At 73.5% G+C, this 21,822-nt stretch carries 22 protein-coding genes; 11 read left to right on the top strand and 11 right to left on the bottom strand.

The window, feature by feature from the left end:
- Positions 1–27: 27 nt before the first annotated feature.
- Both NCI01_RS09400 and NCI01_RS09395 read left to right on the top strand, forming a co-directional pair.
- The gene (locus tag NCI01_RS09400) at positions 28–714 is read left to right on the top strand and encodes a phosphatase PAP2 family protein (protein ID WP_254181217.1); all 687 of its coding nucleotides are present in this window, start codon (positions 28–30) and stop codon (positions 712–714) included.
- On the top strand, positions 711–1,613 hold the full coding sequence (locus tag NCI01_RS09395) for an NAD-dependent epimerase/dehydratase family protein (RefSeq protein WP_254181216.1): 903 nt from the start codon (positions 711–713) through the stop codon (positions 1,611–1,613). Before NCI01_RS09400 ends, NCI01_RS09395 begins: the two co-directional genes overlap by 4 nt.
- 12 nt (positions 1,614–1,625) lie before the next feature.
- Here the strand turns inward: NCI01_RS09395 and NCI01_RS09390 are convergent, their stop codons facing one another.
- Both NCI01_RS09390 and NCI01_RS09385 read right to left on the bottom strand, forming a co-directional pair.
- Positions 1,626–2,024 carry a DUF1304 family protein gene (locus NCI01_RS09390; protein ID WP_254181215.1) on the bottom strand — a complete coding sequence of 133 codons (399 nt, stop codon included), beginning with the start codon at positions 2,022–2,024 and terminating at the stop codon, positions 1,626–1,628.
- Position 2,025: 1 nt separating this feature from the next.
- Positions 2,026–3,108 carry a methyltransferase gene (locus tag NCI01_RS09385; RefSeq protein ID WP_254181214.1) on the bottom strand — a complete coding sequence of 361 codons (1,083 nt, stop codon included), beginning with the start codon at positions 3,106–3,108 and terminating at the stop codon, positions 2,026–2,028.
- 72 nt (positions 3,109–3,180) lie between these two features.
- On the opposite strand from NCI01_RS09385, the gene NCI01_RS09380 reads away from it, so the two are divergent.
- The 3 genes from NCI01_RS09380 to NCI01_RS09370 all read left to right on the top strand — a co-directional run bounded on the left by NCI01_RS09380 (position 3,181) and on the right by NCI01_RS09370 (position 5,975).
- The gene (locus tag NCI01_RS09380; RefSeq protein ID WP_254181213.1) at positions 3,181–3,600 is read left to right on the top strand and encodes a MarR family winged helix-turn-helix transcriptional regulator; all 420 of its coding nucleotides are present in this window, start codon (positions 3,181–3,183) and stop codon (positions 3,598–3,600) included.
- 79 nt (positions 3,601–3,679) lie between these two features.
- The gene (locus tag NCI01_RS09375; protein WP_254181212.1) at positions 3,680–5,251 is read left to right on the top strand and encodes an alpha/beta hydrolase; all 1,572 of its coding nucleotides are present in this window, start codon (positions 3,680–3,682) and stop codon (positions 5,249–5,251) included.
- Positions 5,252–5,309: 58 nt separating this feature from the next.
- Positions 5,310–5,975 (top strand): hypothetical protein, encoded by a 666-nt coding sequence (locus NCI01_RS09370; RefSeq protein WP_254181211.1) that lies wholly within the window; start codon positions 5,310–5,312, stop codon positions 5,973–5,975.
- Here the strand turns inward: NCI01_RS09370 and NCI01_RS09365 are convergent.
- Positions 5,972–7,429, bottom strand: coding sequence for a phospholipase D-like domain-containing protein (locus NCI01_RS09365; RefSeq protein ID WP_254181210.1), 1,458 nt, complete (start codon positions 7,427–7,429; stop codon positions 5,972–5,974). The two genes, NCI01_RS09370 and NCI01_RS09365, sit on opposite strands and share 4 nt — an antisense overlap.
- Before the next feature lie 65 nt (positions 7,430–7,494).
- Between NCI01_RS09365 and NCI01_RS09360 the strand changes: the two genes are divergently transcribed.
- From NCI01_RS09360 to arr, 6 genes are all read left to right on the top strand, one after another.
- Positions 7,495–7,929 (top strand): hypothetical protein, encoded by a 435-nt coding sequence (locus NCI01_RS09360; RefSeq protein ID WP_254181209.1) that lies wholly within the window; start codon positions 7,495–7,497, stop codon positions 7,927–7,929.
- A gap of 76 nt (positions 7,930–8,005) precedes the next feature.
- Complete coding sequence (gene nirB / locus NCI01_RS09355; protein ID WP_254181208.1) at positions 8,006–10,597, top strand: nitrite reductase large subunit NirB; 2,592 nt, start codon at positions 8,006–8,008, stop codon at positions 10,595–10,597.
- Positions 10,594–10,953 (top strand): nitrite reductase small subunit NirD, encoded by a 360-nt coding sequence (gene nirD, locus NCI01_RS09350; RefSeq protein WP_254181207.1) that lies wholly within the window; start codon positions 10,594–10,596, stop codon positions 10,951–10,953. Before nirB ends, nirD begins: the two co-directional genes overlap by 4 nt.
- Positions 10,950–12,059 carry a uroporphyrinogen-III synthase gene (locus NCI01_RS09345; RefSeq protein WP_254181206.1) on the top strand — a complete coding sequence of 370 codons (1,110 nt, stop codon included), beginning with the start codon at positions 10,950–10,952 and terminating at the stop codon, positions 12,057–12,059. The genes nirD and NCI01_RS09345 overlap by 4 nt, the downstream gene beginning before the upstream one ends.
- Before the next feature lie 79 nt (positions 12,060–12,138).
- Positions 12,139–12,618, top strand: coding sequence for a MaoC family dehydratase (locus tag NCI01_RS09340; RefSeq protein ID WP_254181205.1), 480 nt, complete (start codon positions 12,139–12,141; stop codon positions 12,616–12,618).
- A gap of 26 nt (positions 12,619–12,644) precedes the next feature.
- The gene (gene arr / locus NCI01_RS09335; RefSeq protein ID WP_254181204.1) at positions 12,645–13,055 is read left to right on the top strand and encodes an NAD(+)--rifampin ADP-ribosyltransferase; all 411 of its coding nucleotides are present in this window, start codon (positions 12,645–12,647) and stop codon (positions 13,053–13,055) included.
- A 124-nt stretch (positions 13,056–13,179) separates the two neighbouring features.
- Here the strand turns inward: arr and NCI01_RS09330 are convergent, their stop codons facing one another.
- The 8 genes from NCI01_RS09330 to NCI01_RS09295 all read right to left on the bottom strand — a co-directional run bounded on the left by NCI01_RS09330 (position 13,180) and on the right by NCI01_RS09295 (position 21,809).
- Positions 13,180–14,694: a sodium/solute symporter gene (locus NCI01_RS09330; RefSeq protein WP_254181203.1), complete on the bottom strand. Its 1,515-nt coding sequence runs from the start codon at positions 14,692–14,694 to the stop codon at positions 13,180–13,182.
- Complete coding sequence (locus tag NCI01_RS09325; RefSeq protein WP_254181202.1) at positions 14,691–15,092, bottom strand: hypothetical protein; 402 nt, start codon at positions 15,090–15,092, stop codon at positions 14,691–14,693. Before NCI01_RS09325 ends, NCI01_RS09330 begins: the two co-directional genes overlap by 4 nt.
- Before the next feature lie 22 nt (positions 15,093–15,114).
- Complete coding sequence (locus NCI01_RS09320) at positions 15,115–15,828, bottom strand: LytR/AlgR family response regulator transcription factor (RefSeq protein ID WP_254181201.1); 714 nt, start codon at positions 15,826–15,828, stop codon at positions 15,115–15,117.
- Between the two features lie 52 nt (positions 15,829–15,880).
- On the bottom strand, positions 15,881–17,008 hold the full coding sequence (locus NCI01_RS09315; protein WP_254181200.1) for a sensor histidine kinase: 1,128 nt from the start codon (positions 17,006–17,008) through the stop codon (positions 15,881–15,883).
- Positions 17,009–17,037: 29 nt separating this feature from the next.
- Positions 17,038–17,877, bottom strand: a complete 840-nt coding sequence (locus NCI01_RS22710; protein WP_254181199.1) for a calcium-binding protein — start codon at positions 17,875–17,877, stop codon at positions 17,038–17,040.
- Positions 17,878–17,921: 44 nt separating this feature from the next.
- Entirely contained in the window at positions 17,922–19,379 is a 1,458-nt protein-coding gene (locus NCI01_RS09305; protein WP_254181198.1) for a calcium-binding protein, read from the bottom strand.
- A gap of 70 nt (positions 19,380–19,449) precedes the next feature.
- Complete coding sequence (locus NCI01_RS09300) at positions 19,450–20,892, bottom strand: calcium-binding protein (RefSeq protein WP_254181197.1); 1,443 nt, start codon at positions 20,890–20,892, stop codon at positions 19,450–19,452.
- A 68-nt stretch (positions 20,893–20,960) separates the two neighbouring features.
- Positions 20,961–21,809 (bottom strand): class I SAM-dependent methyltransferase, encoded by an 849-nt coding sequence (locus NCI01_RS09295; RefSeq protein ID WP_254181196.1) that lies wholly within the window; start codon positions 21,807–21,809, stop codon positions 20,961–20,963.
- Positions 21,810–21,822: the final 13 nt, after the last annotated feature.

The following is a 21,822-nucleotide window of genomic DNA, read 5'->3' as shown; positions in this document are numbered from 1 at the left end:
GGCCGCGGGTACGGCAGGCTCTGCGGCGTGAGCACGTCGACGGAGCGGCACGAGGCCGCGCGCACCCTGGCCCTCGTCTGGGTGGCCCTCGTCCTCGGCGTCCTGGCTGTGGGCTGGGTGCTGACCGGGCCGCTGGCCCCGGTGGTCGACCCGTGGGACGACAGCGTCGTGGTGTGGCTGGAGGAGCGCCGCACGCCCGGCCTCGACACGGCGGCGGCCGTGGGGAGCGCGATCGCCGACACGATCGTCGGGGTGGCCCTGGCAGCGCTGGTCGGTGTCGCCGCGTCGCGGTGGCAGCGCTCCTGGCGACCGCTCGTCCACTTCACCGTGCTCGTCGGGGGCTACCTCGCCCTCTACGTCGTCGTCACCCACCTGGTCCCGCGTGACCGCCCGCCGGTGGAGATCCTCGACCCCGGGCTGGTGCCCGACCACAGCTTCCCGTCCGGGCACGTCGCGACCGCGATCGTCGTCTACGGCGGCATCGTGCTGTGGGTGTCGGCGGTCGCGCCGCAGTGGCGGCGGTGGGTCTGGCCGCTCCTCCTCGCGCCGCTGGTCGTGGCGCCGTCGCGGCTCTACCAGGGTGCCCACCACCCGACCGACGTGATCACCAGCCTGGTCTTCGCCACGGTCTGGCTCCTGGTGGTCACCCGCGTGCTGCTGCCCCGGACGGTCGACGACCGCGGTCAGGCACGCAGTGCGATGGTGGAGGGATGACCTCCCCGATCGTCGTCGTCACCGGTGCCAACGGACTCGTGGGCAGCCACGTCGTGTCCGCCCTCCACGAGCGCGGGGCGACCGTGCGAGCCGTCGTACGCCGGGTGGGCACCGCGCCGCGGCTGCCGCGCGTCGAGGAGCACGTCGGCGACTTCGCCGACCCCGCCTTCGCGGCCGGCGCCGTGGCCGGTGCCGACGCCCTCGTCACGACCGTCCACCCCCTCGGCAGCGGCCGGGACGACCAGCGTCGCGTCGGGCTCGACGGCACGATGACGGTCGCCGAGGCAGCCGTGGACGCCGGCGTCCCTCTCCTGGTCCACGTGTCGACCGCCGGCGTCTACGACCGCAGCCCGCAGGTGGGCGACGTCGACGAGTCCGCGGCGCTGGTGTCCGACGACGCGTCGGCCTACGGCGTCGTCAAGCGCGACGTCGACGCGGCCCTGGAACGCCTCGAGGGCGCCACGCGGGTGCTGCTGCGCCCGCCGGCGATCCTCGGTCCCGGGCCGACGTCGGTCTGGAACACCGTGCGGCCCCGGGAGATCCGCGACGACGAGGGCGAGCGGCACGCCAACCCCGACCAGGCCTTCGCGTGGGTGCACGTCGACGACCTCGCGAGCATCGCGGCCGACCTCGCCGTCGGCGCCATCGGGACCGCAGACGACCCGGAGGAGGGCCCGGTCGCGGGCGGGTGCACGCCGGTCAACGTGGCCAGCGGTCCGGCGACCCAGCGCGACTACCTCGGCACGGTCTCCGAGGCGCTCGGCCTGGAGCCGACCTGGGAGGATGGACCGGCCTGGACCGGGCAGATCGTCGCCGACCGCGCCCGGCGCTGGGGCTGGACGCCGCGGGTGGACCTGCCGACCGCGCTCGACGAGCTCGCGGCGGGGCTGCGGGGCTGACCTCCGCCCCACCTACACGGCCAGCGTGACGAGCGCGACGGCCGGCAGGACCGACGACGCCACGGTGCCGCGGACGCTGCCGCCGCGCGGACGCCAGTAGCCGAGCAGGTCGGCGACGCCCATCGCGAGCGACGACAGCAGCATGTAGGCGAGCACGGTGACGACCACCGCCGTGCCGACCGTCTCGTCGCCGCGGTTGACGATCCACAGCCCGACGAGCGCTCCGACGCCGGCGAGCGCGTTGCGCGCGCCGATGCAGAACGACCAGAGGTGGACGTGCGCGATGCCGTGCGGCTCGATGCCGAGGAAGCGCTGCACCCGCGGCCGGTCGACGAGGAACGCCTCGAACGGGGACACGGCGATCAGCACGAGCGCCGCGACGGCGGTGCAGACCTGCGCGAGGACGTCCATCTCAGGCCGCCGGACGGGCCTCGACGAGCGAGATCGTCGAGATGGTCGGCACGATGCGGGTCAGGGTGAGCCCGGCACGGTCGAGCAGGGCGGCGTACTCCTGCGCGGTCCGCTCCCGACCTCCGACGAAGAGCAGCATGTCGAGGTCGAGGGTCTTGGCGAAGTCGGGTCCGCCGCCCGGGGGGACGACGCTCTCCATCAGCAGCAGCCTCGCCCCTGCGGGCATGTCGCGGCGGACCGTGGTCAGGAGGGCGAGCGCCTGCTCGTCGTCGAGGTCGTGCACCACGCGGCGCATCACGTAGAGGTCGCCGTCGTCGGGCACGCGGTCGAAGAACAACCCGCCCTCGAGGCGGCAGCGCGACAGCACCCCGGCCTCGCGCAGCAGCTCCTCGGCCGCGGGGAGCAGCGCGTCCAGCTCGAGCAGCACCCCCTCGGCACCCGGCGCGGCGCCGAGCATCGACGCGAGCAGGCGGCCGTGGCCGCCGCCGACGTCCACGATGCGCCGGAAGGGCGTGAAGTCGTAGGCCGCCTCGACCGTCGGCCAGTCGAGCGCGGTGAGACGCGACATCGCCTCGTTGAAGGTGGCGGCGTAGTCCTGGTCGCGCTCCAGCAGCTCCCACATCGACACCCCGTGCACGGCCTCGGCCTGGGCCGAGCCGGTGGCGACCGCCTCGGGCAGCCTGCCCCACACCGACTGGTAGCGCGGGTCGCCGATCATCAGCACCACCGCCCGCATCGAGTCGGGCGCGTCCGACGTCAGCGGGCGGCCGAGGGAGGTCAGCGCGAACCGGTCGTCGTCCTGGCGCAGCAGGCCGTGGCCGGCGGCGGCCCGCAGCAGCCGGAAGGTCGCGTCCGGGTGGGTGCCGAGCTCGGCAGCCACGTCGGCAGCGGTGCGCGGGCCGCCGGCCAGGGCGTCGGCCACCCCGAGCTTGGCGACGGCGTACATCGTGCTGGCCTCGATGAGGCCCGACACCATCTCGAGCACGCCGATGGGCGGGGGCACCATCCGACGCGTCAGGCCCTGCACCGTCGTGCGGACGGATGTGGCCGCGCGGGCGACCCGGACGGGAGGAAGTCTGCTCATGGGTGGCCCCCTATGATTCGTCAGGGATACTGACCATAATGGTCAGTGGGGCTGACTACGTCAAGAGGAACGATGGACCTCGCCACGCTCATGTTCGTCTCCTACCGCGCCATGGACGAGCGCGTGCGGCAGGCGATGCAGGACGCCGGCTACGACGTCACGGTGGCCCAGTCCCGGATCGCCCAGCGCATCGCCGACGAGGGGACCCGCCTCACCGAGCTCGCCGACCGGGCCCAGGTCACCAAGCAGACCGCCAGCCTCCTCGTCGCCGCGCTGGAGCGGGAGGGCCTCGTCGAGCGGGTGCCCGACCCCGCCGACGGGCGGGCGCGGCTGATCCGGCTCTCCGAGCGGGGGCGCGAGGCGGGCGAGCGTGCCAGGGAGGTCGTCATGGGGGTCGAGCGCGAGTGGGCCGAGCACCTCGGACCGGAGCTCACCGACCAGCTGCGCGAGGCGCTGGTCCGGCTGCGCGAGGTCACCGACCCCTACGCCTGAGCTGCGGCCGAGCGGGCGCGGCGTGACCCGCCCCGCGGTTACTCGTTGGTACCTGTGACCCCGTCGCAGGAGAGATGCCATGCCCACGCTGCCGCACCGACCCACCGCCCGACTCGTCGTCCGCCGTCTGGCCGTCGCCGTCACCGGCCTGCTCACGGCCGCGACCGCCCCCCTCGTCGGGGCCCCGGCCTCCGCCGCCGGCGCGGTCACCACGACCGACGGCTGCCTGCAGAGCGTCCCCGACCCGGGCACGACCGCCCCGGTCGACATCTGCTTCACGCTCTTCCGGCCCGCCGGCGCCACCCAGGACCGTCCGGTGCCGATGGTGCTGCACAGCCACGGCTGGGGCGGCAGTCGTACGACGGACCCCGCCGCGTTCGCCTACCTGACCGACGCCGGCTTCGGCGTGCTCAGCTTCGACCAGCGCGGCTTCGGCGAGAGCGGCGGCAGGGCCCACATCGAGAACCCCGACGTCGAGGGCACGGACGTCCGGAGGATCGTCGACCTCGTCGCCGCGCAGCCCTGGGTGGCGAAGCAGCGCCCGGGCGACCCCGTGCTCGGCGCGATCGGCGGTTCCTACGGTGGCGGCTACCAGTTCGTCGGCGCGCTGAGCGAGGTCCGCGACCGCGGCACGACCCGCTTCGACGCGCTGGTGCCCGAGATCACCTGGTTCAGCCTGACCGAGAGCCTGTTCCCGCAGGGCGTGCCCCGCACGGAGTGGGCGACGGCGCTGACCGCGGCGGCGCTGCCGACCGACGCGCTCCCGCCGCGCGTGGTCCAGGGCTTCGCCGAGGCGGCCGCGACGGGCAACGTGCCGACCCACCTCCACGAGTTCCTCGACCGCAACGGCCCCGAGTGGCACGTGCGCCAGGGTCGCCGCCTCGACGTCCCGGTGCTCTTCGGCCAGGGCGCGACCGACAACCTCTTCCCGCTCGACCAGGGCCTGAAGAACTTCGGCCGGCTGCTGACCGACAAGGCTCGGTCGCGCAGCATCTTCGTCGGCTACAACGGCGGCCACACGCTGCCGGCCGTGCTGCCGGCCGGCAGCAACCTCGACATCCCGCTGGCCACCACCGACGCCTGCTCCCCGACCCTCGGCAGCCCGTCGTTCGCGGACCTGGGGCTGCGGTTCCTCCAGCAGAACCTCCAGGGCGCCAGGACGGGTCTGACCGGCTTCGGCCGCTACCACCTGACCACCGCCGCCGGCGACCGCTGCGTCAGCGTCCCCGCGGTCGGTCCCACCACCTCCGTCGAGCTCGGCGAGGTCGTCGGCACGGTCGGTGCCGGGGCGCCGCTCGCCTACCCGATCGCGCAGGGTCCGCTGACCATCGCCGGGTCGCCGAGCCTCGACGCGAGGCTCACGACGCTCGGCCTCGACAACCGCGCCTTCCTCGGGCTGTCGGTCGGCACCAGCCCGCTCGACGCCAAGATCGTCCAGAACAACATGCTGCCCATCCGCGAGAACGGCATCGCGATCGACAAGCCGCGTCGCGGGGTCGAGCTGCCCTCCGTCGCCGTCGACGTGCCCGCCGGGCAGACCCTCTTCCTCACCGTCGCGCCGATCTCCGACATGTCGGTCGGCTTCGGCAGCCGCGTGGTCGGGGCGATGCGGATGAAGGACGTGGTGGTCCACCTGCCGGTGCGGGGCTGACCGGGCGCCACCGCGGGCCTTATGGTCGGGGACGTCCCGTGTCCCGGAGGGAGGCGCCGTGCCCCGTCGAGTGGTGCTTCCCCCGCCACGCCCGGTCGTCCGTCCGCTGCGCGAGCCCGGCTCCGCGCGCTGGAGCATCCGCAGGCTGTCCCACCACCGGGTGCGGGTGACGATCGACCACCGCCCGCTGGCGGGCATCACCCCGGCGATGCTGTTGTGGTGGTTCTGCCACATCAATGACGACATGACGTACGCCGGGCAGAGGATGCCGGGCTACCTCGCCTGGCACCCGCTCGACCACATCCGCTGGGAGCTGGCGCGCCCGGCGCCGGGCGGTGGTGCGGGCGAGGGTGCGCGCTACCGGATCGTCGAGGCGTTCGGACGCAACGAGGACTTCGTCGTGGACTCCGTGGAACGGGTCGAGAAGCTCGACGAGACCGGCATCCGGCTCGTGCGTCGCGTCCTCGGCGTCCAGGTCTTCCAGCTCGAGCACACGTGGTCCGCCGGCGAGCAGGGCGTCCACTACGTCAGCGTCATGGACCTCGGCGCCCTCGCTCGAGCCGCCGCGCCGGTCAACCGATTCCTGACCTCCCGCGTCTTCCCGCCGGATATGGCCGAGGCCTGGGTGCGGCACAACGTCGAGGAGGTCGGTGTCCTCGAGCACCTCCTCCCCGACGTGCTGCGGCAGCGCCCGGACGTGGCAGCCAGCATCGGTCCCGCCTAGAAGTCGTTGGTCCCGCGGAGCCGTCGCGGCCGGCCGTCGGGGTCGTAGGCGTAGCGGTAGGCGGGCCGGGCCCACAGCGTCGTACGACGTGGCAGCCGGGGTGGGTCGTGCACCTCGATGCGGCTGCCGGGCGCGCCGACCCGCGAGGACCACAGCGCCACGGGGTCGTCGAGGTCCGCGAGCCGTGGGTCGTCCCCGGCCAGGCCGAGGTGCTCGGCCCACAGCGACGTGCGCAGGTCGCGCGGCAGCGCGCCGTCCGGGTCGACGACCGCGCAGGTGAGCTCGGAGTCGTGCGTCCACGAGCGCATGTTGAGGTTGTCGGAGCCGATCGTCATCCACTCGTCGTCGACGATGCAGACCTTGGCGTGCACGTAGATCGGGGTGCCCTCGGCGTTGTGGAGGTCGAACATCGCGAACCGGTCGCCCCCGGCCTCCTTCAGCCGCTCCCACGCGATGCGCTGCCCGTGCTTCATCGGCGGACCCCCGACCCTGCTGTCCTCCTCGGGGAACCGGGGCACCACGGCGATCACCTGCAGCCCGGGCTCGCGGCGGAGCGCGTCGGCCAGCGTCGTGGCCACCACGTCGGACCAGAAGTACTGGTCCTCGACGTAGACGAGCCGGCGCGCCCGGCTGAAGGCGCGTGAGTAGGCGCGGGCGATCGAGCGCTCGCCGTCCGGTGCGAAGGGGTAGCGCGGCCGCTTGAACGGGTAGGTCCGCAGGATCTGCACCTGGTGGCCGCCCGCCTCCGGGGGCGGGCCCCAGCGCTCGGGCAGCTCCTCGGCGTGCCGTGGCATCCGCGCGATGCGGTGCGCGACGGCCCGGTAGGGGTTGCGGTGGTCGAGCGGGGTGTCGTCGTCCCACCGCTCGGTGAAGGTGTCGAGCACGTGCGCCACCGCGGGCCCCCGGATCTCGGCCATCGCGTCGTGCCACGGCGGTGCGTCGCCGTAGCGCTCGTCGAGCGGCGGGGCCTGCGGGTCGCCCGCGTGCCCGGCGTCGTCGCGCCGGCCGTGGCACAGGTCGATGCCGCCGACGAAGGCGACGTCCTCCTCGGGCCGGCCCTTGCGGCGTACGACGAGGAGCTTCTGGTGGTGCGAGCCGCCCTTGCGCACCCGCTCGTCGAGCAGCGCCTCGCCGCCGCACTCGTTGATGATCCGGCCGAGGTGGCTGTTCTCCTCGCTGTTGAGCCGGCCCGGGTGCGAGCGCCACATCAGCGCCCGCACCTCGACGTCACGCGCCGCGGCGTCGCGGAGCAGCTCGGCGACGGTCGGCCCGCCCTCGGTGAGCCGCTCGTCGGAGTCGCCGCGCCAGTCGGTGAAGAAGATGCGGTCGCCGGCCCCCGTCGCCTCGACGAGCTCGACGAGGCGCGCGAAGTAGGCAGCACCGTGCACGCGGGGGACCACCAGGTTGCCGGAGGTCCAGGGGCGCTCCGTCTCCGGCAGGAACCACTCGCTCACCCCCTCAGGTTCCCAGCACGCGGCATTCCAGTCACTCGTTCCTGTCTCCGTGCGAGGCTCGGGGGGTGCCTGCCCGTGCCCTCTCTTCCGACACGCTGGCCGCCTGGCTGGTGAAGGCCAGCGGTGCGGCACCCTCGACCCGCGAGCACGTGCGGGCGGGATTCGCGGGCGTGGAGACCTGGTGCGCCCGGCCGACCTACCGCACCGACCTCGTCGCCGCCGGCCAGCCGGTGCTGCTCTGGGTGAGCGGCTCGGAGCCCGGGATGCCCGCCGGCATCCACGCGCACGGCCGGACCACGGGACCGGCGCGCGACGGCGTGATGCCGATGGTCCTCGCCCCGCTCGCCGCCCCGCTGCTGCGCTCGGAGCTCGTCGGGCACCCGGAGCTCGCCACGCTGGAGGTGCTGCGGATGCCGGCCGGCAGCAACCCGTCGTACGTCACCCCGGAGCAGCTCGACGTGCTCGTCGGCATGTGCGAGGAGCTGGCCCGGCCCGTGTGAGGCCGTGCCACCCAGTTTTCACGCCCGAAACATTGGCGAACGCCTCCGACAACATCCGCTTCCTACCGTCTTCGGCATGGCTACAGGCAAGCGTCAACGGATCGTCGTCGTCGGGCACGGCATGGTGGGCCACCGGTTCGCCCAGGCCGCCGTCGAGCGCGGCCTCACCGAGACCCACGACGTCCTCGTGATCGGCGAGGAGCCACGCGCTGCCTACGACCGGGTGGCCCTCACGAGCTGGTTCGGCGCAGGCTCCGACGCGCTGTCGCTGCTGCCCGGTGGGGAGTACGACGACCCGCGCGTGCGGCTGGTCCTCGACAGCGTCGTGACCGAGGTCGACCGCGCCGCGCGCACCGTCACCGTCGTGTCGCCGCCGTCGGCCGCCGAAGACCTGCTCGCGAACCCGGGCGCCGTCACCGTCCACGAGTACGACGTGCTCGTGCTCGCCACCGGTGCGGCCCCGTTCGTCCCGCCGGTCGAGGGGCGCGGCAAGGACGGCTGCTTCGTCTACCGCACCATCGAGGACCTCGAGGCGATCCAGGCGGCCAGCGCCACGGCGACCAGCGGTGTCGTCATCGGCGGCGGCCTGCTCGGGCTCGAGGCGGCCAACGCGCTCGTCCAGCTCGGCCTCCAGACCCACGTCGTCGAGATGGCCCCGCGGCTGATGCCCGTCCAGCTCGACGACGCCGCCGGGGTGACGCTCGTGCGGCACGTCGAGCGCCTCGGCGTCACCGTGCACACCGGTGTCGTGACGGAGGAGATCGTGGGTGGCTCGTCGGTCAGCGGCCTCCGGATGCGACAGGCCGGCACCGAGGAGGGCGCGCCGACGGGGGTGGTCGACGCGCAGGTCGTGGTCTTCTCCGCCGGCATCCGCCCCCGTGACGCCCTGGCTCGCGAGTGCGACCTCCCGGTCGCGCCGCGCGGGGGTGTGCTCGTCGACGAGCAGTGCCGCACCGCCGACCCCCACGTCTTCGCCATCGGGGAGTGCGCCGCCCCGGGAGGCACGATGTACGGCCTCGTCGCGCCGGGCTACGCCATGGCCGAGGTCGTCGTCGACGCGCTCCTCGACGGCCCGGGCACGTTCACCGGCGCGGACATGTCGACCAAGCTCAAGCTGCTCGGTGTCGACGTCGCGAGCTTCGGCGACGCGTTCGCGACGACCGACGGCGCGCTCGAGCTGACCTACGCCGACGCGGTCACCGGCGTCTACAAGAAGCTCGTCGTGAGCGAGGACGGCACGCGGCTGCTCGGCGGGATCCTGGTCGGCGACGCGTCGGCGTACGGCATCCTGCGGCCGATGGTGAGCAGCGGGCTCGCCCTTCCCGCCAACCCCGAGCAGCTGATCCTCCCGGTCGGCAGCGGTGCCGGCGTGCAGATCGGCATGCCCGACGAGGCGCAGGTCTGCTCGTGCAACGACGTGACCAAGGCCGACATCCTCCACGCGGTGTCGGAGCAGGGCTGCGAGACCGTGGCGGACGTCAAGCAGTGCACGCGCGCCGGCTCGACCTGCGGGTCCTGCGTGGCCACCGTGAAGAACATCATCGAGGATCACTTCGCCAGCGTGGGCAAGGTCGTCGACAAGGGGCTCTGCGAGCACTTCCGGCTCACCCGGCAGGAGCTCTTCGACGTCGTCGCGGTCCACGGCTACCGGCGCTTCGACGACATCGTCGCGGCGCACGGGACCGGTCGCGGCTGCGACGTGTGCAAGCCGGCGATCGCCAGCATCCTGGCCAGCCAGACCAGCACCCACATCCTCGAGCCGGCGACCGCGGAGCTGCAGGACACCAACGACAAGTACCTCGGCAACATCCAGCGCAACGGCACCTACTCGGTCGTGCCGCGCATCCCGGGCGGCGAGATCACGCCCGACAAGCTGATCGTGATCGGTGAGGTGGCCAGGGACTACGGGCTCTACACCAAGATCACCGGCGGCCAGCGGATCGACCTCTTCGGCGCCCGGATGGAGCAGCTGCCCGCGATCTGGCGGCGTCTCGTCGACGCCGGCTTCGAGTCCGGCCACGCCTACGGCAAGTCGCTGCGCACGGTGAAGTCGTGCGTCGGGTCGACCTGGTGCCGCTTCGGGGTGCAGGACTCCGTGGGGCTCGCGATCGCGCTCGAGCTGCGCTACCGCGGCCTGCGCAGCCCCCACAAGCTCAAGGGCGGCGTGAGCGGCTGCGCCCGCGAGTGCGCGGAAGCGCGCGGGAAGGACTTCGGCGTCATCGCGACGGAGAAGGGGTGGAACCTCTACGTCGGGGGCAACGGCGGCGCGACGCCGGCCCACGCGCGGCTTCTCGCGGGCGACCTGGACACCGCGACGCTGGTGTCCTACCTCGACCGCTTCCTCATGTACTACGTCCGCACCGCCGACCGGCTCCAGCGCACCTCGACCTGGATCGAGCAGCTCGAGGGCGGGCTCGACCGGGTGCGCGAGGTCGTCGTCGACGACTCGCTCGGGCTCGGCGCGGAGCTCGAGGCCGAGATGGCGCGCCACGTCGGCGGCTACGAGGACGAGTGGCGCGCGACGCTGGAGGACCCGACGAAGCTCGAGCGCTTCGTCACCTTCGTCAACGCGCCCGACACCCCCGACCCGTCGATCGCCTTCACGACCGAGCGCGACCAGATCCAGCCGATCGCCCCGGCCCTGATCCCGGTGGGAGCACCCGCATGAGCACCGTCGCCGTGTCCCTGACCCCCGTCTGTGCCGTCGAGGCGGTCCCGCTCGAGGGTGGGGTCGCCGCGCTGGTCGACGGCTCGGCCGTGGCGGTGTTCCGCACCTTCGACGGCTCGCTGTTCGCGCTCTCCAACGTCGACCCCTTCAGCGGCGCGTCGGTGCTCTCGCGGGGGATCGTCGGCTCGCGCGGCGACGCACCGGTGGTCAGCTCGCCGATGTACAAGCAGGCCTTCGACCTCCGCACCGGCGCGTGCCTCGACGACGCGGCGGTGCGGGTGGCGTCCTACGGCGTGACGGTCGTCGACGGCGTCGTGCACGTCGGGTCGGCGCGGCCGGCCGGGGAGGTCGCGTGAGCCTTCCTCTCTCGGGATTCCGGATCGGGGTCACGGCCGCGCGGAAGGCCGAGGAGCAGGTGGCCCTGCTGGAGCGTCGCGGCGCCACGGTCGAGTGGGCGGCGGCGCTGTCGCTCGAGCCCAACCACGTCGACCTCTCCGAGCTGCTCGCGGCGACCAAGGAGGTCGTCCTCGGGCCGGTCGACCTCTTCCTGGCCACGACCGGCATCGGCATGAAGACCTGGCTCTCGGCCGCCGCCGACGCCGGGCTCTACGACGACCTCGTCGCCGCCCTCGGCTCCGCCGAGATCCTGGCCCGCGGGCCGAAGAGCGTCGGCGTGCTGCGCGCCCACGGCCTGCGCGAGCTCTGGGCGCCGGAGTCGGAGTGCTTCGAGGACGTCCTCGCCCACCTCCGTGGCCGCGACCTGACCGGCAAGCGGATCGTCGTCCAGGAGCACGGCCAGTCGCTGTCGATGGCTGCGCACGCGCTGCGCCGCCAGGGCGCGTCCGTGGTGACGGTGCCGATCTACCGCGTGGCGTCGGCCGACGACCCGGCGCCGATGTTCGGGCTGATCGACCGGATCGCCGACCGGGAGCTCGACGCGGTCACCTTCACGTCCGCTCCGGCGGTCGCGGCCCTGATGGAGGCGGCGTACTCCGTCGGCCGGCGCGACGACCTGATCAGCGCCTTCCAGTCCGACGTCGTCGCCTCCTGCGTCGGCCCGGTCACCGCGGCCGCCTTCGAGATGTGGGGCGTGCCGACGATCTTCCCCGACCGCTCCCGCCTGGCCGGGATGGTCAAGCAGCTGGAGACCGAGCTGCCGACGCGGCGGGACGGGATCGACGTACGCCTCGCGGACGGGCGGACGCTCATCGTGCACACCGACTCGCTCCTGCTCGACGGGGTGCCGGTCGAGCTGTCACCCGCACCCCTGTCGGTGCTCCTCGCGCTGCTGGTCAACCCGGGTCACGTGGTGTCCCGCCGCGCGCTGCTCGCCGCCCTCCCGTCGGGGCAGGCCGGCTCGGAGCACGCGGTCGAGATGGCCGTCGCACGGCTCCGGGCGGCGATCGGGACGAAGGCCGTGCTCACGGTCGTGAAGCGCGGCTACCGGCTCGCCGTGGAGTGAGCGCCGGGTGTGGTCCTGACCGGTCTTGCGGACCCTCCGCCCGCGTCCCACGATGGTGACGAGTCGGGGGAGGTGCGCGGTGGCCGGTGACCGTGTGGTGGCGCCCAGCGCCGAGGAGGTGCTGGCCCTGAAGGGCAGGTCGGTGGGCCCCTCCGACTGGCTCGTGGTCGAGCAGGACCGGGTGGACGGCTACGCGCGTGCCGCCGACGACTGGCACTGGGCGCACAACGACGTCGAGCGCGCGTCGCGAGGACCGTTCGGCGGTCCGATCGGGCACGCGCACCTGACCCTGGCCCTGGTGCCGCACCTCTTCGCGTCCCTGGTGGGCTTCGCCGAGGGCGAGGACGCGATGTTCTACGGCTACAACCGGGTGCGGTTCCCCACCGCCGTGCCCGTCGGCTCCGCCATCCGGATGCGAGCGGACGTCGTCGACGTGGTCGACCTCGGCGGTGGGGAGCAGCTGACCGTCGACCTCACCATCGAGATCGACGGCGTAGAGCGGCCGGCGTGCGTCGCCCAGGCGCTCTTCCGGCACTACCCGGTGAAGGCGCCCGACTGAGCGGCGCGCGGGCTTACGCTCGGACGGTGAGCGACGCGCTGGACGACGGGCCGTTCTTCCACGGCACCAAGGCCGACCTGCAGCCGGGGGACCTGCTGACCGCGGGCTTCCGGTCCAACTACCGGCCCGAGGTGGTGATGAACCACGTCTACTTCACCGCGGTCAAGGACGGCGCCGGGCTGGCCGCCGAGCTCGCGGCGGGCCACGGCGAGCCGCGCGTCTACGAGGTCGAGCCGACCGGTGCCTTCGAGGACGACCCCAACGTGACCGACAAGAAGTTCCCCGGCAACCCGACGCGGTCCTACCGCAGCAGCGAGCCGATCAGGGTCGTGCGCGAGGTGGACGACTGGCCACGGCTGGCGCCGGAGGCCCTGCAGGCGTGGCGCGACCGGCTGGCGGTCCTGCTCTCGGACGAGCGCGGCGAGATCATCAACTGACCGCACCGACGGGTCGACACCTGGTGAGCACCATGCATGCAGTTCGCGGCTCGCACATCCCGGCTGAGCGTGGCGTCGGCAATCGGATTCGCGAACTGCCTTCATGGTGCTTGCCGACCGACGTTCAGCGCTGCAGCTCGACGGCCTCCGGCGTGTGGAGGCGCACCATGAAGCGCCCGGCGTGGGCGGGGACCGTGGCGCGGGTCAGGCGGGAGACGACGACCATCGTGCAGAACGACGCCGGCACCGACCAGGCGGCGGGCTGGCTGAGCAGTGCGGAGGCCCACCCCGCGGACGGTGAGGTGGCGAGCGTCCAGGCCACGGCGAAGCCGGACCCCAGGCCGCCGACGAGCAGCCCGGCCACGGCACCGACGGGGGTCAGGCCGCGCCACCAGATGCCGAGCATCAGCAGCGGCGCAAAGGTCGAGGCGGTCACCGCGAAGGCCAGGCCGACGGTGCGCGCGACGGCGACGTCCTGGGCGGGCAGCGACATCAGCAGGGGTACGACGACCGCGATGGCCGCCGCGACCCGGAAGGCCGCCACCCCGCCGAGCCGGCGCGACCCCCACCGCCGGCCGGTCACGTCCTGCGACAGCACCCCGGCCACCGCGATCGTCAGCCCTGAGCTGGTGGAGAGGAAGGCGGCGAACGCCCCGGCGGTGACGAGGCCGGTGAGCACCGCGCCCAGCGCTCCACCCACCATCAGCGACGGCAGCTCGAGCACGAGCACGTCCGACCGGCCGTCGACCAACGACGGCGCGTAGATGCGGCCCAGGGCGGCGTACACCGGCGGCAGGACGTAGAAGATGCCCAGCAGCCCAAGCACCGCCAGCGTCGTACGACGTGCCGCGCGGCCGTCGGGGTTGGTGTAGAACCGCACGACCACGTGCGGCAGGCCCATCGTGCCGAGGAAGGTCGCGATGATCAGCGAGTACGTCGTGTACAGCCCGATCCCGCCGCCGGGCGAGGCCAGCGGGATCGACCACGACGCCGGGGCGGCGGCTGCGGGATCGGCGGCGCCGTCGGCCATCCAGACCGCCAGCAGCACGAAGACCGGGATGAGGAGAGCGGTGAGCTTGAGCCAGTACTGGAAGGCCTGCACGAAGGTGATCGACCGCATCCCGCCCGGGCTCACCGACGCCAGCACCACCACGGCGACGACCAGCGAGCCCGCCCACGTCGGCGCGCCGATCGTGGAGCGCAGCGTCACCCCCGCGCCCTGGAACTGCGGCAGCAGGTAGAGCCAGCCGATGCCGACGACGAGCACCGAGCAGAGCTTGCGCACGCCGCGAGACCCCAGCCGCGCCTCGGCGAAGTCGGGCAGCGTGTAGGCCCCCGAGCGGCGCAGCGGGGCGGCGACCAGCACCAGCAGGACCAGGTAGCCCGCGGTCCAGCCGATCGGGTACCAGAGCATCTCCGCGCCGAAGGTCAGCAGCAGCCCGGCGACACCGAGGAACGACGCGGCCGAGAGGTACTCCCCGCCGATCGCGCTCGCGTTGAGCCGTGGCCGCACCGTCCGCGAGGCGACGAAGAAGTCGCTCGTCGTGCGCGAGATCCGCAGCCCCCACGTGCCGATGACCAGGGTCGCGAGCGAGACCAGCGTGACGGCGACGACGCCCGGGACGACGTCCGTGCTCACGGCTCGTCCTCCGGGTCGGCGGACCCGACCGAGCCCACCAGGTCGGCGAAGTCGCGCTCGTGGTCCTCGGCGCGCCGGATGTAGAACCACCCGAGCAGGACCAGCCACGGGTAGGCAAGCACCCCGAGCAGCAGCCACGCCAGCGGCATCTGCCCGACCCGCGCGTCACCGAGCGACGGGAACAGGTGGAAGAGCAGCGGCAGCAGCCCGAGCGTGAGCCCGAGCGCGGCGAGCACCCGCAGCGCGAGGAAGAGCTGCTCGCGCAGCAGCGAGCGCATGAAGACCTCGCCCAGCGCGGTCTCCGCGTCGATCTCCCGCGTGCCGACGGGGCGTACGACGTCCGCGCGACGCCGCGGCGGTCCGGTCACCCGGACGCGGGGAGGCGGCTGGTCGCTCACGGCGCCTCGCTCATGTCGCGCATCACGTCTCGCGGCGGGTGAGCACCGACCGCAGCTCGCGGGTGTGGCGGCGGCTCACCGGGAGCTCGGTGCCGGCGATGACGACGCTGACCCGGCCGCCCTCGCTGCGCACCTCCTCGACGTGGGGGAGCGCGACCAGCACGGAGCGGTGGATCCGGACGAAGCCGGCCGGCGCCCACTGCTCGGCGAGCGAGGACAGGGGAGTCCGCACGAGGTGGGAGCCGTCGGCGGTGTGGAGCCGCGCGTAGTCGCCCTGCGCCTCGACGTGGGTGATCTCCGAGCGGCTGATGAAGCGGGTGACGCCACCCCGCTCGACGGGGATCTGCACGTCGCCGGACGGTGCGGGGCCGCCGGCCTCGACGACGCGGCGTACGGCCTCGGCGAGGCGCTCCTCGCGCACCGGCTTGAGGACGTAGTCGACGGCGCGGAGCTCGAAGGCGGCGACGGCGTGCTCCTCGTGGGCGGTCACGAAGACCACCGGCGGCGGCGACTTGAAGCGCGAGAGGACCTGGGCGAGGTCGAGCCCGGTGAGGCCGGGCATCTGGATGTCGAGGAAGACCGCGTCGACCTCCTCGGCCTGCAGCACCCGCAGCGCCTCGGTCGCGGAGTCGCTGCTCCGCACCTCCCCGATGCGCGGGTCGCGGCCGAGCAGGAACGTCAGCTCGTCGAGGGCGGGACGCTCGTCGTCGATGACGAGGACCTTCAGACCGGTCATTTCGGGGTCCCTGTTCGAAGCGGAACGGAGTGAGCACTCGAATCGGGTGATCTCATACCTGGACCCCCGGGGCGAACTTGGGCACCCGGACGATGACCTTCGTGCCGGCGCCGGGTGCGGTCTCGACCACCAGACCGTAGTCGTCGCCGTAGGCGTTGCGCAGCCGGGCGTCCACGTTGCCGAGCCCGACGGAGTCCATCGACGCGTCGCCGGCCAGCGCCTGCCGCACGCGCTCGGGGTCCTCGCCGGAACCGTCGTCCTCGACCTCGAGGACGCACTCCTGGTCGAGGTCGCGCGCGACGATCGAGAGCCGGCCGACGCCGTCGACCTTGTCGCCGCTGGCCTCGAGCCCGTGGCGTACGGCGTTCTCGACGAGCGGCTGGATGCAGAGGAACGGCACTGCGACGGGCAGCACCTCCGGGGCGACCTGCAGCGTGACCTGCAGCCGGTCGCCGAAACGCGCCTGCTCGAGCAGCAGGTAGCGCTCGACGGAGCGCAGCTCCTCGGCCAGCGTCGTGTACTCGCCGTGGCGGCGGAAGGAGTAGCGGGTGAAGTCGGCGAACTCCAGCAGCAGCTCGCGGGCCCGGTCGGGGTCGGTGCGCACGAAGCTGGCGATCGCGCCGAGGGAGTTGTAGATGAAGTGGGGGCTGATCTGCGCGCGGAGGGCACGCACCTCGGCCTCCATCAGCCGGGTGCGGGAGAGGTCGAGCTCTGCGAGCTCGAGCTGGCCGCTGACCCAGGACGCCACCTCGTCGGCCGCACGGACGAGCCCACCGGTGGTGTGCGGGGCGCCGACGACGAGGGCACCGACCAGGGTCTCGTCCACGACGAGCGGGCTGACGATCGCCTGCCGGACCTGGCACCCGCCGTCGTCGCAGACGAGCGTGCGCTCGTCGACGATCATGGTGCGTCCGGTCTGCGCGACCTGGCCGATCGTGCCGGCGAGCTGCGAGCGGTGGTGGCCGCCGAGGCCGTCCCACGCCAGCAGGCCGCTGGTGTCACCCAGGCCGGCGGCGGGGGTGCCGAGAAGCGCGCGCAGGTGGCGTACCGACCGCTCCGCGCTCGCGGTGGTGAGTCCCTCCCGCAGCGCCGGGCTGGCGAGGGACGCGTTGTGCAGGGCGCGGAAGGCGGCACGGTCGGCCTCGCCGCCCAGCGACGTACGCCGCCATCTCCACGCCATGCGCGGAGACTAACCCCGATCCGGGTGGCTCAGCGCTCGCAGCGGCGCTCCCGCTCGGCGCGGCAGCGGTCGCGGCCGGCATCGCCGTCGGCGTGGTCACGACCCTTGCCGCCGACCAGGTCGTCGCGGCCGGTGCCGCCGTCGAGCTGGTCGTCACCGCCGCGGCCCTCGATCTCGTCGTGGCCCGGCCCGCCGTGGAGGGCGCCGTCCCCGTCCGAGTCGTGGAGGACGTCCGCGCCGGGTCCGCCGTGCATCCGGCTCGATGCGTCGCAGTCGAAGGAGTAGTCCTCGAAGTAGCGGCCGGGACGGTTGGCCAGGTAGTCGTCCCCGCCCCTGCCGTCGAGCTTGGCGAAGCAGGCCGAGGAGCCGAAGGTGTTGTCCTCGTCGTCACCCAGGATCCGCACGGAGGGCGCCACCAGCGTGACGTCCTCCAGCCCGGTGACGGTGGCTGACCGGCCGTCGAGGAGCCAGCGGTCGTGGAGGAGGTTGACCGCCAGCCGGCCTTCCGGCTGGGCCGCGACCAGCTGGTCCCGTCCGCGTCCTCCGTCGAACCTGCTGCCGGTCGCCACGACGTCCGAGGGCTCGACGACGACCATGTCCCTCCCGCTGCCGGCATCGACCGTGAGGACGACAGGAGCCTGCCCGGGCCGGGACACGCACACCAGGTCGTCACCGCCGAGCGCCTCGATCGTGGTCGCCGTGCCGCTGACGATCACGTCGCGGCCCTCCGTGCCCGTGACCGTCGTCCCGGTCCCCACGACGGTGGCGGGCCGGCTCAGGCACGTCTCGGCGGCCGCGGTCGCGGTCTGGGCGGGGGTGAGCAGGGTGAGGCCGAGCAGGGCCGCGGCGGTCAGGGTCGTCGTACGCACGTGGTGCTCCTCGAGAAGGGGGTGAGAAGGGTGGTGTCGGGTGGTCAGCGCTCGCAGCGCCGCTCGCGCTCGGCGGCGCAGCGGTCGCGCCCCTGCGACCCGTCGGCCGTGTCACGGCCCCGGCCGCCGAGCAGGGTGTCGCCAGCGCCGCGGCCGAGCAGCGTGTCCTTGCCCGCGCCGCCCCGGACGTCGTCGCGGCCGTCGCCCCCGTCGAGCTCGTCGTTGCCGGCACCGCCGAGGATCTTGTCGTCGCCGCCGCGGCCGAGGACCCGGTCGTTGCCGGAGCCACCGACGAGGCGGTCGTCGCCGCCGGAGGAGCGAAGGACGTCCTGCCCGGCGCCGCCGTTCATCGTGGCCGAGCCCGGGCACCGGAACTCGTAGGCCTCGAAGAGGGAGTCGTAGCTCCAGTAGAGCGCGTCGTCACCTGCTCCGCCGCGCAGCGTGGCGTCACAGCCGCTCCAGTAGAGGTCGTTGTCGTCGGCGTCGCCCGTCAGCGTGACGGTGGGCGCCATCAACCAGGCGTCCTCGACGCCGGGCGCGGCCGCCTCGATGCCGAGCACGGTGAGCCGGTCGCCGGGCAGGTCGATGGCGAGCGCGCCGGTCTTGCTCGCGACCACCAGGCCGTCGCGGCCGGCGCCGGTGTCGACGCGGCTGCCCGGGGCGAGCGCCGCGTCGGCGAGCGAGACGTTGTCGTCGCCGCCGCCCGTGCTCACCTGGAGCTCGGGCGCGCCTCCCTCGGCGTCGACGGTGAGGGAGTCGGCACCCTCGGTGCCGCGGTAGGTCAGCGTCGCGGCGCCGATGGTGACGGTCGAGAAGTCGAACCCGCTGAATGCCGTGGTGGCTGCCGGGCCGGCGAAGCTGCCGGCTGCCATGTCGAGGGCGACGTCGGTCGCCCCGGCCTCGAGCCACAGGCCGTCCTCGCCGCCGCCGCCGTCGAGGACGGCGTCGGAGCCCACCTCGGGGGAGGCGACGTGGGCCTGGTCGTCACCGTCACCCAGGCGTACGACGTCGTGGTTGGTGCTGCCCGTCGCGCCGGTGAACACGTCGTCGCCGCTGCCGCCGGTGTCGATCGTGTCGCGCTCGGTGTCGATCCACGGGTCGGTGTCCTCGCCGCCGAAGACGGTGTCGCTCGCCTTGCCGCCGACGAAGGTGTCGGCGCCGGGGCCGAGGACGGTCGTGACGTAGTTGCCGCCCGGGGTGGCCGTCGTGTCGACGACGTCGTCGCCGCTGCCGGCGTCGATGGGGAAGACGTTGGAGCCGGCCCGCGTCGGCGCGACGCAGATCAGGTCGTCGCCGCCGAGGGCGTCCACCACCCCTGCGGTGGCCGTGACGATCACGTCACGACCCTCGGTGCCGGTGATCTTGTCGCCGGTGCCGACGATCGTGGCGGCCTCGCCCCGGCAGGTCTCGCCGGCGGCGGCCGCCGGGGAGGCCCAGGTGGCCGGAGCGAGGAGGGCCAGGCCGAGGAGGCCGGCGGTCGTCAGGGTCGTCGTACGACGCATGGTGTCTCTCCCGAGAAGGTGGGGTGGGTCGGTCGTGGGACGGACGCACAGCCCCGGAAGTTGTCGCAGGTCAGCGTTCGCAGCGACGCTCGCGCTCGGCGACGCAGCGGTCGCGGCCCATGCCGCCGTCGGCCTTGTCCCTGCCCCGGCCACCCAGCAGCACGTCGTTGCCGGCACGGCCCTGGAGCACGTCGTTGCCGGCGTCGCCGCGCAACTTGTCCTTGCCGGCCCCGCCGCGCAGGCTGTCCTGGCCAGCACCGCCGGCCATCGTCGAAGTCCTCTTGAGCGAGAGGGCGTCGCAGTCGTAGGAGAACTCGTCCCACCACGGGTCACCCCCGACCGCGCTGAGTCGGTCGGCCTTGGCACCGCCGCGGAGGGTGCCCCGGCAGGCGTTGAAGGAGAGCTCGTTGGCCGAGCTGTCGCCCAGGGCTGTCACCTCGGGGGCCATCAGGAAGGCGTTCTCGACGTTGTCCACCGCGGAGATCACCGCGTCCGGGGTCCCGACCCAGTAGCTCGGGTCACCGAAGAACCGCGCGCTGCGCCACCTGCCCGTGGCCAGGTCGAGCCGCATCGTGCCGTTGGGGCTGGCGGCGACCAGCAGGTCCCGGCCCCGGCCGGTGTCGACGCGGGTGTCCGTCGTGGGCGCGTCGGCGAAGAGGACCTCGTCGTCCCCGCCGTAGGTCTTCACCGAGACAGCGGGGTTCGAGGAGGTCCGGTCGAGGCGCAGCGTCACGACGTCGTCGCCGGGCGTCCCCGTGTAGGAGACCGAGCTCGGACCCTCCGCTCCCGACCCACCGGGCCACGTCGTGGAGATGTCGGCCGTCTCGAAGGAGACGAGGGTGGTGGTCAGGTTCCCTGACCGCACGGTGCCCCCGGCGATGTCGACCGAGGACGCAGCGTCGCTGGTGAAGTCGACGGCGACCTGGTCGGTTCCCTCGCCCCCGTCGACGCTGGAGGCGGGCGCCATGGACCGGCTCGCGATCGTGGCCGTGTCGTCACCCGGGCCGAGCTCGACCACGTCGACCACGGGGTCCACGCCCGGCCGCCAGCCCGCGGCGACGGTGACCCGGTCGGCTCCCTCCCCGGTGCGGACGACGTCGGTGTCGGCGTCGACCCCGCCGGACTCGGCGGGCCCGGCGGTCACTGTCTCGTCGGCCGCACCGCCCTCGAGGGCGTCGGCCCCGGCCCCGAGGTCGACGGTGGCGTCGTACGCCGCCCCCAGGGCCGTGGTGTCGACGACGTCGTCGCCGCTGCCGGCCCTGACGCCGAGGACGTTGACGTTCCCGCCCCCGGTGACGCAGACCAGGTCGTCGCCGCCGAGCGCGTCGACAGTGGTCGCCGTGCCGCTCACGATGATGTCGCGCCCCTCGGTGCCGGTCAGGGTCGGGCCCGTCCCGACCAGGGTCGCGGCCTCGCCGCGGCAGGTCTCTGCGACCGCCGTCGCCGACGTGGTGGGCACGAGCACGGCCAGGCCGAGCATCGTCGCAGCGGTCAGTGTCGTCGTGCGACGCATGGTGTCTCCCCCGAGAGCGGTGGTGGTGGTCGCCGATGAGATGCCACGGGCGGCCGGAAGGTTGTGGTTCAGCGGAAGTCGATGAGCAGCATGTCGGTGTCGGTGCCGTCGCTCACGACGGGACCGTCCGACTCCGTGCCGCCGTCCTCGGCGGGTGGCTCGTCGCGGTCCACCACCACCGCGCGGTAGCAGCGCGTCACGTAGGGGATCTGCATGCCGTCCATGCCCCGGCCGTAGTCGTCGTAGAAGGCGAGCACCTCGGCGAGGTGGCGCTCGCGCTCCTCGTCGCCCATCACCGCGAAGCTCGACCGCGAGCGCGCCATGTCGAGGATGGTCTCGCGGTTGACCTCCTGCCAGTGCTTGAAGCTCGCCTCCTCCATGAAGCCGAAGAGGTCGCTGTGCACGAGGTGCTCGGAGGACGAGGTGTCGAGGTCCTGGCGGCCCAGGATGTCGCCCATCCGGCGCACCCACGGGATGCGTTCGTCGCGGCTGTTCCACACCAGCGCGACGTGGCCGCCGGGCTTCAGCACCCGGGCGATCTCCGCCAGCGCGGCCTCGTGGTCGAACCAGTGGAACGCCTGCGCGACTACCACCACGTCGACCGACCGGTCATTGGCGGGGATCGCCTCGGCCGTCGCGACCTTCGCGCTCACCTCCGGCACCCGCTCGTGCAGCACCGCGAGCATCGCCTCGTCGGGCTCGGTCGCGAAGACCGCGTGGCCCTGGTCGACCAGGCCGCGGGTGAGCTTGCCGGTGCCGGCAGCGAGCTCGAGGACGACCTTGGCCTCGCCGCCGGCGAGCCACGCGACGGCCTCGGCGGGGTAGGTCGGCCGGCCGCGGTCGTAGGCGTCGGCGACGGACCCGAAGGACCGCGCGCGGTCGGCGGTGGCTGGGCAGGTGGCGGGCTCGTCGCTCATCGCGCTCACCGTA

Origin of the sequence: Nocardioides pinisoli (assembly GCF_024199985.1) — a bacterium.
Taxonomy (GTDB): Bacteria; Actinomycetota; Actinomycetes; order Propionibacteriales; family Nocardioidaceae; genus Nocardioides; species Nocardioides pinisoli.
Note: the sequence above shows the minus strand (reverse complement) of the source record. Positions and strands in the feature narration are given on the sequence as shown.

Coding starts and splice junctions, on each gene's coding strand:
- nirB (WP_254181208.1), top strand. CDS start 8,006: ATGGCTACAGGCAAGCGTCAACGGATCGTCGTCGTCGGGCACGGCATG.
- NCI01_RS09295 (WP_254181196.1), bottom strand. CDS start 21,809: ATGAGCGACGAGCCCGCCACCTGCCCAGCCACCGCCGACCGCGCGCGG.
- NCI01_RS09320 (WP_254181201.1), bottom strand. CDS start 15,828: ATGACCGGTCTGAAGGTCCTCGTCATCGACGACGAGCGTCCCGCCCTC.
- NCI01_RS09390 (WP_254181215.1), bottom strand. CDS start 2,024: ATGGACGTCCTCGCGCAGGTCTGCACCGCCGTCGCGGCGCTCGTGCTG.
- nirD (WP_254181207.1), top strand. CDS start 10,594: ATGAGCACCGTCGCCGTGTCCCTGACCCCCGTCTGTGCCGTCGAGGCG.
- NCI01_RS09305 (WP_254181198.1), bottom strand. CDS start 19,379: ATGCGTCGTACGACGACCCTGACGACCGCCGGCCTCCTCGGCCTGGCC.
- NCI01_RS09375 (WP_254181212.1), top strand. CDS start 3,680: ATGCCCACGCTGCCGCACCGACCCACCGCCCGACTCGTCGTCCGCCGT.
- NCI01_RS09385 (WP_254181214.1), bottom strand. CDS start 3,108: ATGAGCAGACTTCCTCCCGTCCGGGTCGCCCGCGCGGCCACATCCGTC.
- NCI01_RS09315 (WP_254181200.1), bottom strand. CDS start 17,008: ATGGCGTGGAGATGGCGGCGTACGTCGCTGGGCGGCGAGGCCGACCGT.
- NCI01_RS09395 (WP_254181216.1), top strand. CDS start 711: ATGACCTCCCCGATCGTCGTCGTCACCGGTGCCAACGGACTCGTGGGC.
- NCI01_RS09380 (WP_254181213.1), top strand. CDS start 3,181: ATGGACCTCGCCACGCTCATGTTCGTCTCCTACCGCGCCATGGACGAG.
- NCI01_RS09300 (WP_254181197.1), bottom strand. CDS start 20,892: ATGCGTCGCACGACGACACTGACCGCTGCGACGATGCTCGGCCTGGCC.